The sequence below is a fragment of the Micromonospora sp. CPCC 205554 genome, assembly GCF_036902745.1.
GTDB classification, from domain to species: Bacteria; Actinomycetota; Actinomycetes; order Mycobacteriales; family Micromonosporaceae; genus Micromonospora; species Micromonospora tulbaghiae.
This window is the reverse complement of record NZ_JBAKHP010000001.1, coordinates 227,171-240,366: the sequence shown is the minus strand read 5'-3', so window position 1 is coordinate 240,366 and position 13,196 is coordinate 227,171. Positions and strand designations below refer to the sequence as shown.

Genomic DNA, 13,196 nt, shown 5'->3' with positions numbered 1-13,196 from the left:
TTTGCGAGCCCCGCAGTCGCGAACAAGGACGGCACCGTGACCGCGCGGGCCGTGGTGACGGGCATCGGTGTGGTCGCACCCAGCGGCGTCGGCGCCGAGGCGCACTGGGACACCGTCCTCGCCGGCACCCGGCGCACCGGGCCGATCACGCTGTTCGATCCGGAGCGCTACCCGACCCGGGTGGCCGGGGAGGTGGCCGGCTTCGATCCGGCCGGGTTCAGCGACACCCGGCAGCGGGTGCAGACCGACAGATGGACGCACCTCGGCTTCGCCGCCACCAAGCTGGCGCTGGCTGACGCCGGGCTGCCCGAGGTGTCGCCGGACCCGTACAAGTGGGCGGTCACGCTCGCCAGCTCGTCGGGCGGCAACCTGTTCGGGCAGCGGGAGCTGCAACGGCTCTGGGGCGGGCCGAGCCGCACCGTCGGGGCGTACCAGTCGATCGCCTGGTTCTACGCCGCGAGCGTGGGGCAGCTGTCGATCCGCCACCAGTTCAAGGGACCGTCCGGAGTGACCGTGTCCGAGTCCGCCGGCGGGCTGGACAGCCTGGCGCACGCGGTGCGCACCATCCGCCGGGGCACCCCCGTGGTGATCGCCGGGGCGACCGAGTGCCCGCTGAGCCCGTACGCGCTCGCCTGCCAGCTCCGCTCCGGCCTGCTCAGCGACGTGCCCGACCCGGAGCGGGCGTACCGGCCGTTCGACGTCGCGGCCTCCGGGTACGTGCCGGCCGAGGGCGGTGCGGTCTTCGTGGTGGAGGAACTCGGCCACGCGCTGGCCCGGGGCGCCCGCGTCTACGGGGAGGTCACCGGCTGGGCCGCCACCCACGACGCCGCGCCCACCGACCCGGCCACCGGACCGGACCCGTCCCACTACGCCAGGTCGATGCGGCTGGCGCTGGAGCGCGCCGGGGTACGCCCGCACGACGTGGACGTGATCTGGCCGGACGCGCTCGGCGTGCCCGCGTACGACCGGGCCGAGGCGGCGGCGCTGCGTGCCGTGTTCGGCGACCGGACCCCGCCGGTGACCACGCAGAAGCCGCTGACCGGGCGGGCGCACCAGGGCGGGTCGGCGCTGGACGCGGCCACCGCGCTGCTGGCGTTCCGCCGTGGGATGCTGCCCGCCTCCGCCGGTCCGGACGAGCCGGCGCCCGGCTGCGAGCTGACGTTCCTGCGGCAGCCCCGCCCGCCGCGCAGCCGGATCGCGCTGGTCGGCGCGCGCGGCTTCGACGGGTTCAACAGCGCGCTGGTGCTGCGCGGCGCGGCGCCCCCGCCGGCCGGGGAGGGCTGACGAAGCCCGGTCAGTCGCGTCGGTCGACGCGCTGCCGGAGGGAGCGGCCGGCCCGGAGGGCGCGCCGGGGGAGCCACACCCGCAACCCGACGAGGACCAGGATCAGCCCGAGGAGCAGGACCAGGTAGAGCCAGCGCATGACGCCTCCGCTCGTTCGGGGTGGACCGGTGGTGGCCGCTGGCACCTCTGTGCCCGGTGCCGGCGCCGGTGAATCGTTCCCTGCGGCCCGGCCGTCCGAGGGTGCGCGTCGTCGCCCGGCGGTCTCACCCGGGCTGTTCCACGCCGTGCTCGGCGGCGATCCGGGCGATCTCGGCGGGCGTGCCGGCCATGATCGTGCGGGCGTGCGCGGTGACGAGGTCGGTGGGCCAGTCCCACCAGGCGGCGCGGCGGAGCCGCACGATGTCGGCGTCGTCGAAGCGTTGCCGGATCGGCCGGGCGGGATTGCCGCCGACGATCGTGTAGGGCGGCACGTCGGCGGTGACCACCGCGCCGGTGGCGATGACGGCGCCGTCGCCGATCCGCACGCCCGGCATGACCACGGATCCGAAGCCGAACCAGACGTCGTTCCCGACGACGGTGTCGCCGCGGCTCGGCATGGCGGTGACGATGTCGAGGGTCCGTTCGGCCCACTCGCCGCCGAACATGGTGAACGGGTACGTGGACACGCCCATGCTGGGATGGGCCGCCCCGGCCATCAGGAACCGGGTGCCGGAGGCGATCGCGCAGTACTTTCCGATGACCAGCCGTTCCGGTCCGTAGGCGTACAGGACGTTGCGGTGCTCGAAGCCGGTCGCGTCGTCAGGATCGTCGTAGTAGGTGTAGTCACCCACGACGATCTTCGGTGACGTCACCAGTGGCTTGAGGAACACCACGCGGTCGAAGGCGGGCAGCGGGTGGACGGTGCGGGGGTCGGGTGTCATCGGTCGGCCTCCTGGTGGGACGGTCGGTGTGCGGTCTTGGTGCCGGCTCAGGCGTGCAGGTCGGCCAGGATCCGGGCGCGGGTGGGGTGGCGCAGCTTCCGCAGCGCCTGGCTCTCGATCTGGCGGACCCGCTCCCGGGTCAGCCCGATCCTCGTGCCGATCTCGTCGAGCGTGCTCGGCCGGTCGTCGTCGAGGCCGTACCGCTGGCAGATGACGGCCGCCTCGCGCTCCGACAGGGTGCCGAGCACCTCGTCCAGGTAGCGGCGCCGCCAGGACGACACCACGACGCCGGCCGGGTCGGGCGCCTCGTCGGGGACGAGGTCGCCCAGCTCGGTCGTGCCGGCAGCCCCGGCGACCGGCGTGTGCAGGGAGACCGGCTCGCGGTCGTGCCGCAGCAGCAGTTCCACCTTTTCGACGGGCACCTCGAGCCGGGCGGCGACCTCGGCGGGCGTCGGCTCCCGGTCGAGTTCGCCCGCCAGCGTGCGGCGGGTCCGGTTCACCCGGTTGAGCACCTCGACCAGGTGCGCCGGCAGGCGGATCGTGCGGCTCTGGTCGGTGAGGGCCCGGCCGATCGCCTGCTTGATCCACCAGGTCGCGTACGTCGAGAACTTCAGTCCACGCCGGTGGTCGAACTTCTCGACCGCCCGCATCAGGCCGATGGTGCCCTCCTGGATCAGGTCGAGCAGTGGCAGCCGGCCGGCGAGCGCGTACCGTTTCGCGACCGAGACGACCAGCCGCAGGTTGGCTTCGATCATGTGGTGCCGGGCGCGCCGCCCGTCGGCGACGAGCCGCCGCAGCCGGTCCCGCTCGGCCGCGCCGACCCGGTCGCCGTCGTCGTCCAAGCGCCGCTGCGCCAGGCTGCCGGCCTCGACGCGGGCGCCGAGGCACGTCTCCTGCTCGGCCGTGAGCAGCGGCGTGCGTCCGATCGTCCGGAGGTAGTCGGCCACCGCGTCCGTGGTGTGGCCGGTGGCTGCGGGGTGGGTGGTGGCGAGCAAGAAACGTGCTCCTTCCGGGACGGTGCGGGGCTCGGGACGGGTGGCGGGTCAGCGGCGGCCGGGGATCCGGCGGGGCTGACGCCGGGGGGCGACCACGGGGACGTGCGGCCGGCGCGCCGGAGCGAGGTGCGGGCGGCGGGGCTTGCCGGCGGCGATGTCGCGGGTGTGGGCGGGCATGTCAGGCTCCCTTCCGTGTCGGCGTCTCGCCGGCACGACATAAAATTAGAACCGACCTAAGAAAATGTCAAGGATAATTTTTGGTCGGTACCAGGTATGGTGGATGCATGACCGCGCAGAGCACCGGCCTCAGGGCCTTGAAGAAGCGCCAGACCAGGGAGAACATCTCGAGCCAGGCCACCCGCCTGTTCCTCGAACGCGGCTTCGACAACGTGACGATCGCCGAGGTGGCCGCCGCCGCGCAGGTGTCCAAGATGACCGTCACCAACTACTTCCCTCGGAAGGAGGATCTGGCGCTGGACATGCACGACGAGTTCGTGCGGCAGTTGGCCACCGTCGTCCGGGAGCGCGAGCCCGGCGAGTCGGCGCTGGCGGCGCTGCGCCGCGCCTACCTCGCCGCGGTGGCCGCGCACGACCCGGTCATCGGGTTCTCCGGTCCCACGTTCGCCCGGATGATCGCCGCCAGCCCGGCGCTGGTGGCCCGCCTCCGCGAGTTCCACGACGACCGGGAGAAGGCCCTGGCCGCCGCCCTGGCCGAGGAAACCGGGAGCCCGGAGGGCGACGTCCTGCCCCGGGTTGCCGCCGCGCAGCTGGCCGGCGTCCACCGGCTGCTGTTCGAGGAGACCATGCGCCGCACCGTCGCCGGGCAGGACGACGACGACATCGCGCGTGCCGTCACCGGCTACGCGCACGTCGCCTTCGACGCCCTCGCGCCCGCGCTCGCGGACTACGCCGTCCGCCCGGCGGATGGGCGGGCACCGGGGTGAGGCTGGAGGGCAGCATCCGGCGGCCGGCGGACTACCTTGCCGGCGTGGCCCGATCCTGCCTGTCCGATCGAGCCTGAGCAATCCACCCAGCCGCTGTTTTGGATCTAGCCATTTGCATCTGGCGATGCCGAAGAGGGGCGTCGTAGGGTTCCGCCATACCCCGAACGACGTACCCGCTGGGCGGATCCGCCCAGTTCCTCAGTGGAACGGTGGCTGGTCGTGACTGCACATCCCGTGGCGGAAGATCCTGCCTCGACGACGGTGGACTGGGTGGACGACATCCTGTTCACCGGACGCGACACCGACGTCTGCCTGCGCCTGCCCGAACCGGTCGACAAGGGCACGCTGCGCCGGCTCGTCGGCGAGGCCCAGGACCGGCTCGCCGGGGCCGGGCTGCGCGCCGGAGGCGCCGCCGCGCTGCGCCTGCCGCCCTCGCTGGCGTACGTGGCGCACCTGCTCGCCACCTGGCGTACCGGCGCCCAGGCGGTGCTGCTCGACCACCGGCTCACCGACCACGAGGTCGACCAGGCGTTGCGCCGGCTCAGCCCGCAGGTGGTGGTCGCCCCGGTCCGCTCCGGCGGCGGCGCGCTGCGGATCTTCGTCGACGTCACCGCCGGGGTCAGCGCGTACTCCGACCGCCCGGCGGGCAGCCCGCACGCGGTGATCCAGCTCAGTTCCGGCTCCACCGGACCGTCCAAGGTGATCGGCCGCACCGCCGCCGACCTGGTCGCCGAGGTGCACCGCTACACCCGCATCGACGGTGTCGCGCTGCCCGGCGAGCGGATCATCCTGCTGCCCAGCATGGTGCACGTGCTCGGCCTGGTCGGCGGCCTGCTCTACGGGCTGCACGCGGGTGTCGAGCTGTGCCCGCCGGAGCGGCTCAGCGGCGACGCGATCCTCGCCGCCGTCGCCGCCCAGGACACCCCGGCCACGGTGCTCGGCGTCCCGTTCCACATCGGGCTGCTCGCCTCCACCACACCGGTCGGGCCGTTGCCCCAGCTCAAGCGCATGACCACCGGTGGCGAGCTGGTGCCCGCCGCCGTGGCGGACGCGTTCACCGACCGGTACGGCGTGCCGCTGGGCAACATGTACGGGATGACCGAGGTCGGCGTCATCGGCACCGACCTGTACGGGCGGCACCGCCCCGCCATCGCGCCCGCCCCCGGCATCGAGGTACGCGAGCGCGACGGCGAGCTGTGGGTGAGCTGCCCGGCCAACCCGTACGTCGGGCCGGCCGACCCGACCCGGTGGGCCGACGGCTGGCTGCACACCCGCGACGCCGGCGTGGTCGATCCGGAGACCGGTCTGGTCACCGTCAAGGGCCGGCTGGACTCGCAGGTGTCGGTGGGCGGCCTGAAGGTCGACCTGACCGAGGTGGAGGCCACGGTCGCCGGGCTGCCCGGCGTCACCGCCGCGGTGGTGGTCTGGGACGAGGGCATCACCGCGTACGTCCAGACCGACGGCTCGCCGACCGAGGAGACGCTCGACAAGCTGATCGCCGAGCGGCTGGCCGGCTTCAAACGTCCCCGCACGCTGCGCCTGCTGGACCAGATGCCCCGCACCACCACCGGAAAGCTGGTCCGGTCCGTGCCGGCGCTGCGGGACGCGGCGTCGTGACCGGCCCCCTGTACGAGCCGCACATCTGCCGGACGCCCGCCGGACGTCCGGTCCACCCCGAATCCCGCCCCGGACCGGCCGGGCAGCGCGCCACCCGCGCGCCCGAGCCTGCCGGTTCCCACGCACACGGTGTCCCGACCGGGCACCGTCAGCCGGTACACGGAGAAGAGGTCTGAACCCATGCGAGACGAGGTCCGCACCTTCGTCGTCGAACAGCTCGCCGACATGAACTACGACGTGGAGGAGCTCGACGACGACACCACGCTCGGCCCCTCCGGCGTCGACCTGGAGTCACTGGCCCTGGCCGACCTCGCGGTCCGCGTCGAGGACCGCTACGGCCTGAAGTTCGCCGACGACGAGTCGGAGAAGATGGCGCTGATGACGGTCGGCGAGTTCACCACGATGGTCGCCGACCGGGTGGCCGCGAACAGCGACAAGTCCTGATGTCCGGTCAGCCCGACCTGGGGCGAGCTGACCTGGTGAGCATGCTCGCCGAACTGACCGCGAAACCCGCCGACCAGGTGCCGGACCGGCTCGGCTCGATGGAGCTGGCCTGGCTGGTGCACATGGTCGAGCAGCGCTACGACCGCCGGCTGGACCTGAGCGACGACCAGCTCGCCGGCATCCGCACCGTCGACGACGCGCTCGCGGTGTTCCGTGGCTCTCTCACCGCTCCCGCAGATGGCTGAGCGGGAGACCGTACGGATCACCGGCACGTACGCGCTCAGCGCCCTCGGCAGGGGCGCCGACGCGCTGCTGGCCGGGGTGCTCACCGGCACCCCGGCGTTCACGCCGGTGCGCCGTTTCGACACCGCCGGCCGCCGGGTGACGGTGGCGGCCACAGTGCCGGACGTCGGCACGCTCGCCGGCGAACTGGCCGACGCGATCGACACCGCCGCCCGGGCCGCCGGACTGGACCGGGCCGGGCGGGCGGAGTCGGCCCTGTTCCTGGCCACCCACGGCGGGCCGTACTCGCTGCCCGTACCTCGGGGGTGGGACGAGCCGACGGTGCCGGCGCTCGCCGGTCACCTGGCCGCGCGGTGCGGCCTGCGCGGGCGTACCCGGATCTACACCACGGCCTGTGTGTCGGCGAGCAGCGCGGTCGCCGACGCGGCGGCGCTGATCCGCCGGGGCGACCTGGAGCGGGTCGTGGTCGCGGCCGGTTACCTGGTCGAACCGGACCAGTACGCGCTGTTCGACGCCGGCCGGGCGCTCGCCGCCGACGGCGCGGTCCGCCCGTTCAGCGCCGGCCGCAAGGGGCTGCTGCTGGGCGACGGGGTGGCCGCCGTGGTGCTGGAGTCGGCGGGCGCCGCCGCCCGGCGGGGCGCCGAGACGCTGGCGACGGTGGCCGGGTGGGGCCGGGCGGGGGACGCGTACCACCCGTGCCAGCCGCACCCGGACGGGCTCGGGCTGGCCCGGGCGGTCGAGGCGGCGCTGCGCCGCGGCGGGCTGCCACCGGACGCGGTCGGCTACGTCAACGCCAACGCCACCGGTACCCCGTTCAGCGACGCCTCCGAGGCGGCGGCGCTGACCCGGGTGTTCGGCGAGGACGCCGGGCGGCTGCCGGTCAGCTCCACGAAGTCGGTGCACGGGCACGCGCTGGAGGCGTCCGGGCTGCTGGAACTGGTGGTCACCGTGCTGGCCCTGCGGCACGGCAAGCTGCCGGTCACCGCCGGGTGGCTCGGCACCGACCCGCAGTGCCCGCTGGACGTCATCCGCGACGCACCCCGCCCCGCGCGCACCGGACACGCGCTGACCCTCAACGCCGCCTTCGGCGGCGCCGACACGGCCCTCCTGGTGAGCACCTCATGACCGCGCCCACGCCCCACCCCGGCTTCCCGCGATCTTGCACTCACGGCCCCGGCGAAACGGGCACAACGCCCGCCGAGGGGGCACCAACCGCAAGATCGCGCAACGGGGTCGTGGTGCTCGCGGAGGCGCGGTGGCCCGAGGCGGGGGATGAGGGCAGTGCGCCGGCGGGGGTGGCGGGGTTCGTGCACTCGCCGTTCGCGCCGCTGGTGGCGGCGGTGGCGCAGCGGTGCCTCGCGCGGCGGTACGGCGACGGGCCGCTGCCACCGGGCAACCGGACGGCTGTGGTGCTGGTCAGCGCGGGCGGGGACACCGCCGGCGCGGCGCACGTACGCGCCACTGTGGACGCGGGCGGGCGGATCGGGCCGCTGTTCTTCTTCCAGTCGGTGCCGAACAGCGTGGCCGGGCACGTCGCGGCGCGCTGGCGACTGGACGGGCCGGTGGTGTGCCTGAGCCCGACCGGCGACGCGCGGGCCGAGGGGGAGGCCGAGGCGGACCTGCTGCTGTACGACGGCGACGCCGCACAGGCGTTGCTGATCCTGATCGAACTGGCACCGGACGGTACGCCGGGCGAGGCGACCGCGGTGCTGCTGGGGGAGGGAACACGTCAATGAGGACGAAGGGACTGCGCGGCGCGCTCGCGGCCGACGCGGAGCTGGGCGCGGGCAACGTGCTCGCCCGGGTGCTGGCCCACGGCGCCGACCCGGACGGGCCGGGGCTCACGTTCGACACCGAGGTCGACGGCCACCCGGCCGAGACCCCGCTCACCCTGGGCCGGCTCGACCGGATGGTCGCCGCCCGGGCCGCCTGGCTGCACGAGCGCGGGGTGAAGCCACGCGACCCGGTGGCGGTCTGGGCCGGCACCGCCGCCGACATGGTGCTGTCGTTCCTGGCGCTGACCCGCCTCGGCGCCATCCCGGCGCTGATGAACGGCAGGCTGCGCCCCGAGATCGCCGCCGAGTACGTCCGCCGGCTGCGCGCCGCCGGTGTGCTCGCCGACGCCGCGCACGCCGAGGTGCTGGCCGGGCACGACCTGGGCGCGCCGATGCTCGGCGAGCCCGCGCAGGCCGGGACCGGCGACCCGGACGCCGCGCCCGCGCACTACCGGCACCACCCGGACGACCCGATCGTGATCACCCACACCTCCGGCACCACAGGCGTGCCGAAGGCTGTGCTGCACTCGCACGCCAGCCTGTTCGCCGCCACCCGTCACCTGCTGTCCATGCCGCAGGCGCAGGGCACCACACGCATCCTCAACGCGCTGCCCGCCCCGCACACCGCCACCGTGCTCATGGTCAACCAGGCGCTCGGCAACCGGGCGGAGATGTTCCTGCTCTCCGAGCAGGGCGGCGAGCGGGTGCTCGACGCGATCCAGCGGTGGCGCCCGGACGGCGTGTTCGGCTTCTCGGTCACCTGGGCCGAGCTGGCCCGCTTCGACCTGTCCGGCTACGACCTGGACTCGGTGCGGCTGTGGTTCAACACCGGCGACTGCTCGCACGAGCCGCACGTACGGCGGCTGGTCGCTGTGGGCTCCCGGGACGTGATGACCCGCGGCGGCGTGACCCGGGTACCCGGGTCGGTGTTCATCGACGGCCTCGGCTCCAGCGAGATGGGCCACTCGATGTTCCACATCACCCACACCGCCGACACCGACCGGTACGGCCGCTGCGTCGGCCGCCCGTACCGGTTCACCGGGGTCGCCGTGCTCGACGCCGACGGCAACGAGCTGCCGCCCGGGCAGGTCGGCTGGCTCGGCATCGACTCGCCGTCGCTGTTCCGCGGCTACTGGAACGACTCGGTCACCACGTACCGGTTCCGGCTGCGCGGCTGGTACCTCACCGGCGACCTGGTGTACGCCGACGACGACGGCCGCTACTACCACCTGGACCGGGCGGTCGACTCGGTCGAGGTCGGCGACGGGAAGCGGTTCTTCACCGCGCTGTCCGAGGAACGCATCCTCGCCGCCTGCCCCGACGTGACCGACTGCACAGTGGTGATCGTCAAGGCGGACGACGGCACGGTCACCACGGACGTGCTGCTGGAGCTGGCCGCCGGCGCCGACCCGGAGACGGACCGCACCGAGCGCATCCGTACCGCGCTCGGCCCGGACGTGGCGGCCACGCTGCGCAGGGTCGTCCCGGTACGCGCCGACGACATCCCGGTCACGGTCACCGGCAAGGTGCGCAAGGTGGCGCTGCGCGAGCGCTACCTGACCGAGGCGCCGTCGTGAGCGCCGTCATCACCGGCATGGGGCTGTTCACCCCGGCCGGGCGCGGCGCGGCGGACACGTTCGACGCGCTGATCTCCGGCCGGTCCGGGCTGCGCCGCCCGCCCGAGGGGCACCCGGCAGCGGGCAGCCTGGAGGTGGCCGGGGTGCTGCCGGACATCGACCCGCGCAGCGTCGCCTCCGGACCGGAGACGAAGGTGCTCGACCGCGTGGTGCTGCTCGCCCTGATCACCGCCGCCGAGGCGCTCGCCGACGCCGGCATCGAGGTGGGCCGCGACGTCGACCCGGAGCGTATCGCGGTGATCGTCGGCGGAGTGGGCGGCATGTCCACGCTGGAGGGCCAGGTGCTCGCGCGGGCCGCCCGGGGCCGGGCGGCCGTCAGCCCGTACCTGCTCACCGGCATCCTGCCGAACATGCCCTCGGCGCGGATCGCCATCGCGCACGGCATCCGCGGCTACAGCTCGTCGGTCGGCACGGCCTGCGCCTCCGGCGCCCAGGCGGTCGCCGACGGGGTACGCCTCATCCGCTCCGGCGAGGCCGACGTGGTGGTGTGCGGGGCGAGCGAGGCGCCGCTGTTCGGCACGTTCGCCGACACGTTCGGCAACGCCCGGGCGCTGGCCCGGGGCTGGGACGAACCGACCGAGGCGAGCCGCCCCTTCGACAAGCGGCGCAACGGTTTCGTGCTGTCCGAGGGCGCGGCGCTGCTGGTGCTGGAGCGCGCCGGGCACGCCGACGGCCGGGGTGTGCGCGGGTACGCCGAGGTCGCCGGCTTCGGGGCGAACACCGACGCGTACCACCCGACCGCGCCACGGCCGGACGGGGCCGGCGCGGCGGCGTGCATGCGCCGGGCCCTGGCGGCAGGCGGCGTCGAGCCCGCCGACGTCGGGTACGTCAACGCGCACGGCACCGGCACCAGACTCGGTGACGTCGCCGAGACGGTCGCGCTGGCCGAGGTGTTCGGCACCGGCGGTGTGCCGGTCAGCTCCACCAAGGCGCTCACCGGGCACCTGCTCGGCGCGTCAGGGGTGCTGGAGGCCGCCGCCACCGCGCTGGCGCTCGACGGTGGCCTGCTGCCACCCACCTACCACCTGGACGACCCGGACCCGGAGTGCGAGGCGGACCACGTCCGCGCCGTGCCCCGGCCCACCCGGGCCGGCCACGCGCTGACGAACTCGTTCGGGTTCGGCGGCCAGAACGTCAGTCTGCTCCTGCGCCGGCTCTCCGGGCCGGCCCGCCGGGCCGCCACCCCGGCCGCCGGCTGACCGGACTCCAGTCCCGGGCGTCCGTCCGGGTCGCGATCACGGGGGGAACAGGGGAAGCCCATGACCATCAACGGGATAGATCATCTCGAACTGTACGTGGGGGACGCCCGGCAGGCGGCCTTCTACTTCGACAACGCGGTCGGTTTCCGGCTGTGCGGGCAGGGCGGTCCGGAGACCGGGCTGGACGGGCAGCGTTCGCTGCTGCTGGCCCAGGCCGGCATCCGGCTGCTGCTGACCACCGGGCTGTCCGCCGAGCACCCGGCGGCGACCTACGTGCACCGGCACGGCGACGGCATCGCCGTGGTGGCGCTCGCCGTCGACGACGCCGCCGGGGCGTACGCGGAGCTGGTGGACCGGGGCGCGACGGCGGTGAGTCCGCCGCGCGCCTTCACCGGCGCGGACGCCGAGGTGGTGGTCGCCGAGGTGGGCGGCTTCGGCGACGTGGTGCACCGCCTGGTCGAGCGGCGCGGCGACCCGGGTGTGTTCCTGCCCGGCGCGATCGAGCCGGTGACCGCGCCCGGCGGGACGGACACGCTGCTCGCCGAGGTCGACCACCTGGCGATCTGCGTGCCGCCGGGGCAGCTCGACGAGACTGTCGCGCACTACGAGAAGGTGTTCGGCTTCGCCGACATCTTCACCGAGCACATCGAGGTCGCCGGCCAGGCGATGAACTCCAAGGTGGTGCAGAGCCCGTCCGGGAAGGTCACGTTCGTGCTGCTGGAGCCGGACACCGGCGCCCGGCCGGGGCAGATCGAGGATTTCCTGCGCTGGCACGCCGGCGCCGGGGTGCAGCACCTGGGCCTGCGCACCGACGACATCGTCACCGCTGTCGGCGCGCTCGCCGGGCGCGGGGTGCGGTTCGCCAGCACCCCCGGCGCGTACTACGACGGCCTGGAGCAGCGGGTCGGCCGGCTGGACGCACCGGTGGACCGGCTGCGCGAGCTGAGCATCCTGGTCGACTCCGACCACGACGGGCAGCTGCTGCAGATCTTCACCGAGTCGATGCACGTGCGCCGCACCCTCTTCCTCGAACTCATCGAGCGGCGCGGGGCGCGCACCTTCGGCAGCGGCAACATCAAGGCGCTCTACGAGGCCAAGGAACGCGAGCTGGCCGCGGCGGGGGCGACCCCCGCCGTCGCGGCCGGAGGGGTGACGGCATGAGTGAACGCACCGAGCGAAGCGAGGGCCGTGAGGCCATGCCCGGCCGGCCCGGCATGACCACCATCGATCCCGGGCTGACCGCCGAGGAGGAGGCGCTGCTGCCCTCCGACGAGGACGTCCGGCACTACGCCGAGCACGGCTGGTACCTGTCGAAGAAGCTGCTCACCGACGACGAGGTGGACGAACTCGTCGCCGCCACCGACAGCTACTACGCCGGGGAGCGCGACCGGTTGCTGCCGGTACGGCCGCCGAAGCTGGCCTACTGGGAGCCGTCCCGGGGTGACGTGCAGCGGCACAACGACTACGTCCACCACGAGCACGACGGCATCGCCCGCATCCTGCGCAAGCCGCTGATCGGTGCGGTCGCCGCCCGGCTGGCCCGCGCCGCCGAGATCCGGATCTTCCAGTCCACGCTGATCTGGAAGCCGCCGATCGCCGGTGAGCCGTCGAACATCGTGCCCTGGCACTTCGACAAGCACTACTGGGCGTCCTCGTCGTCGGAGAACATGCTCACCGCGTTCATCCCGTTCCACGACTGCGGCGAGGAGATGGGCACCATCACCATGGTCGACGGCTCCCACCGCTGGCGGGAGATCGGCGCCGACGACACGGTGGTGCGGCACTTCGCCGACCGGGACCGCGACCAGCTCGAAGCGATGCTCGCCGAGAACGCGGCGTACAACGGCGCCGAGATCCGCAAGATCCCCATGGTGATCCCCAAGGGACACATGAGTTTCCACCACTGCCGCACCTACCACGGCAGCGGCGCGAACGTCAGCGGGCGGCCCCGCCGGGCCGTTTCGCTGCACCTGCAGGACGGCGACAACGCCTGGCGGGAGTATCCGCTCTCCGACGGCACGCTCGCCGCGTACAACCACGACGTGCTGGTCCGCCGCACCCACGAGGGCCGGCCGGACTACGCGGACCCCGATTACTGCCCGGTCATCTGGCGCGACCGCGCCCAGCAGGGAGGCTGA

At 74.0% G+C, this 13,196-nt stretch carries 15 protein-coding genes; 11 read left to right on the top strand and 4 right to left on the bottom strand.

The genetic code is table 11. From position 1 onward, the window contains the following. Positions 1 to 36 precede the first annotated feature (36 nt). The gene (locus V6U82_RS01135) at positions 37 to 1,284 is read left to right on the top strand and encodes a beta-ketoacyl synthase N-terminal-like domain-containing protein (RefSeq protein WP_334458621.1); all 1,248 of its coding nucleotides are present in this window, start codon (positions 37 to 39) and stop codon (positions 1,282 to 1,284) included. Between the two features lie 10 nt (positions 1,285 to 1,294). Here the strand turns inward: V6U82_RS01135 and V6U82_RS01130 are convergent, their stop codons facing one another. From V6U82_RS01130 to V6U82_RS01115, 4 genes are all read right to left on the bottom strand, one after another. Beyond that, a complete protein-coding gene (locus V6U82_RS01130) occupies positions 1,295 to 1,423 on the bottom strand; it encodes a hypothetical protein (protein WP_258545576.1) in 129 nt (42 codons plus the stop codon). Positions 1,424 to 1,547: 124 nt separating this feature from the next. Next, positions 1,548 to 2,204 carry a CatB-related O-acetyltransferase gene (locus tag V6U82_RS01125; RefSeq protein ID WP_128139179.1) on the bottom strand — a complete coding sequence of 219 codons (657 nt, stop codon included), beginning with the start codon at positions 2,202 to 2,204 and terminating at the stop codon, positions 1,548 to 1,550. Positions 2,205 to 2,251: 47 nt separating this feature from the next. Beyond that, positions 2,252 to 3,199 (bottom strand): sigma-70 family RNA polymerase sigma factor, encoded by a 948-nt coding sequence (locus tag V6U82_RS01120; protein WP_334458620.1) that lies wholly within the window; start codon positions 3,197 to 3,199, stop codon positions 2,252 to 2,254. A gap of 48 nt (positions 3,200 to 3,247) precedes the next feature. After that, a complete protein-coding gene (locus tag V6U82_RS01115; protein WP_013286642.1) occupies positions 3,248 to 3,376 on the bottom strand; it encodes a hypothetical protein in 129 nt (42 codons plus the stop codon). Positions 3,377 to 3,483: 107 nt separating this feature from the next. Between V6U82_RS01115 and V6U82_RS01110 the strand changes: the two genes are divergently transcribed. From V6U82_RS01110 to V6U82_RS01065, 10 genes are all read left to right on the top strand, one after another. After that, positions 3,484 to 4,143, top strand: a complete 660-nt coding sequence (locus V6U82_RS01110; RefSeq protein WP_334458619.1) for a TetR/AcrR family transcriptional regulator — start codon at positions 3,484 to 3,486, stop codon at positions 4,141 to 4,143. Positions 4,144 to 4,362: 219 nt separating this feature from the next. Next, a complete protein-coding gene (locus V6U82_RS01105; RefSeq protein WP_334458618.1) occupies positions 4,363 to 5,760 on the top strand; it encodes a class I adenylate-forming enzyme family protein in 1,398 nt (465 codons plus the stop codon). 180 nt (positions 5,761 to 5,940) lie between these two features. Beyond that, the gene (locus V6U82_RS01100; protein WP_120569629.1) at positions 5,941 to 6,204 is read left to right on the top strand and encodes an acyl carrier protein; all 264 of its coding nucleotides are present in this window, start codon (positions 5,941 to 5,943) and stop codon (positions 6,202 to 6,204) included. Then, positions 6,204 to 6,449: an acyl carrier protein gene (locus V6U82_RS01095; RefSeq protein ID WP_128139144.1), complete on the top strand. Its 246-nt coding sequence runs from the start codon at positions 6,204 to 6,206 to the stop codon at positions 6,447 to 6,449. The genes V6U82_RS01100 and V6U82_RS01095 overlap by 1 nt, the downstream gene beginning before the upstream one ends. Beyond that, entirely contained in the window at positions 6,442 to 7,572 is a 1,131-nt protein-coding gene (locus tag V6U82_RS01090; RefSeq protein WP_334458616.1) for a beta-ketoacyl-[acyl-carrier-protein] synthase family protein, read from the top strand. The genes V6U82_RS01095 and V6U82_RS01090 overlap by 8 nt, the downstream gene beginning before the upstream one ends. Before the next feature lie 110 nt (positions 7,573 to 7,682). Then, positions 7,683 to 8,183, top strand: a complete 501-nt coding sequence (locus V6U82_RS01085) for a beta-ketoacyl synthase chain length factor (protein ID WP_128137483.1) — start codon at positions 7,683 to 7,685, stop codon at positions 8,181 to 8,183. Further along, the gene (locus tag V6U82_RS01080) at positions 8,180 to 9,799 is read left to right on the top strand and encodes a class I adenylate-forming enzyme family protein (protein ID WP_334458615.1); all 1,620 of its coding nucleotides are present in this window, start codon (positions 8,180 to 8,182) and stop codon (positions 9,797 to 9,799) included. Before V6U82_RS01085 ends, V6U82_RS01080 begins: the two co-directional genes overlap by 4 nt. Continuing rightward, on the top strand, positions 9,796 to 11,058 hold the full coding sequence (locus tag V6U82_RS01075) for a beta-ketoacyl-[acyl-carrier-protein] synthase family protein (RefSeq protein WP_334458613.1): 1,263 nt from the start codon (positions 9,796 to 9,798) through the stop codon (positions 11,056 to 11,058). The genes V6U82_RS01080 and V6U82_RS01075 overlap by 4 nt, the downstream gene beginning before the upstream one ends. 60 nt (positions 11,059 to 11,118) lie before the next feature. Beyond that, positions 11,119 to 12,219 (top strand): 4-hydroxyphenylpyruvate dioxygenase, encoded by a 1,101-nt coding sequence (gene hppD, locus V6U82_RS01070; protein ID WP_334458612.1) that lies wholly within the window; start codon positions 11,119 to 11,121, stop codon positions 12,217 to 12,219. A gap of 53 nt (positions 12,220 to 12,272) precedes the next feature. Next, positions 12,273 to 13,196, top strand: a complete 924-nt coding sequence (locus V6U82_RS01065) for a phytanoyl-CoA dioxygenase family protein (RefSeq protein ID WP_334459030.1) — start codon at positions 12,273 to 12,275, stop codon at positions 13,194 to 13,196.

Excerpts from the sequence above, each read along its gene's own strand:
- V6U82_RS01130 (WP_258545576.1), bottom strand. The coding sequence starts at position 1,423 with ATGCGCTGGCTCTACCTGGTCCTGCTCCTCGGGCTGATCCTGGTCCTC.
- V6U82_RS01125 (WP_128139179.1), bottom strand. The coding sequence starts at position 2,204 with ATGACACCCGACCCCCGCACCGTCCACCCGCTGCCCGCCTTCGACCGC.
- V6U82_RS01115 (WP_013286642.1), bottom strand. The coding sequence starts at position 3,376 with ATGCCCGCCCACACCCGCGACATCGCCGCCGGCAAGCCCCGCCGCCCG.
- V6U82_RS01110 (WP_334458619.1), top strand. The coding sequence starts at position 3,484 with ATGACCGCGCAGAGCACCGGCCTCAGGGCCTTGAAGAAGCGCCAGACC.
- V6U82_RS01100 (WP_120569629.1), top strand. The coding sequence starts at position 5,941 with ATGCGAGACGAGGTCCGCACCTTCGTCGTCGAACAGCTCGCCGACATG.
- V6U82_RS01095 (WP_128139144.1), top strand. The coding sequence starts at position 6,204 with ATGTCCGGTCAGCCCGACCTGGGGCGAGCTGACCTGGTGAGCATGCTC.
- V6U82_RS01090 (WP_334458616.1), top strand. The coding sequence starts at position 6,442 with ATGGCTGAGCGGGAGACCGTACGGATCACCGGCACGTACGCGCTCAGC.
- V6U82_RS01080 (WP_334458615.1), top strand. The coding sequence starts at position 8,180 with ATGAGGACGAAGGGACTGCGCGGCGCGCTCGCGGCCGACGCGGAGCTG.
- hppD (WP_334458612.1), top strand. The coding sequence starts at position 11,119 with ATGACCATCAACGGGATAGATCATCTCGAACTGTACGTGGGGGACGCC.
- V6U82_RS01065 (WP_334459030.1), top strand. The coding sequence starts at position 12,273 with ATGACCACCATCGATCCCGGGCTGACCGCCGAGGAGGAGGCGCTGCTG.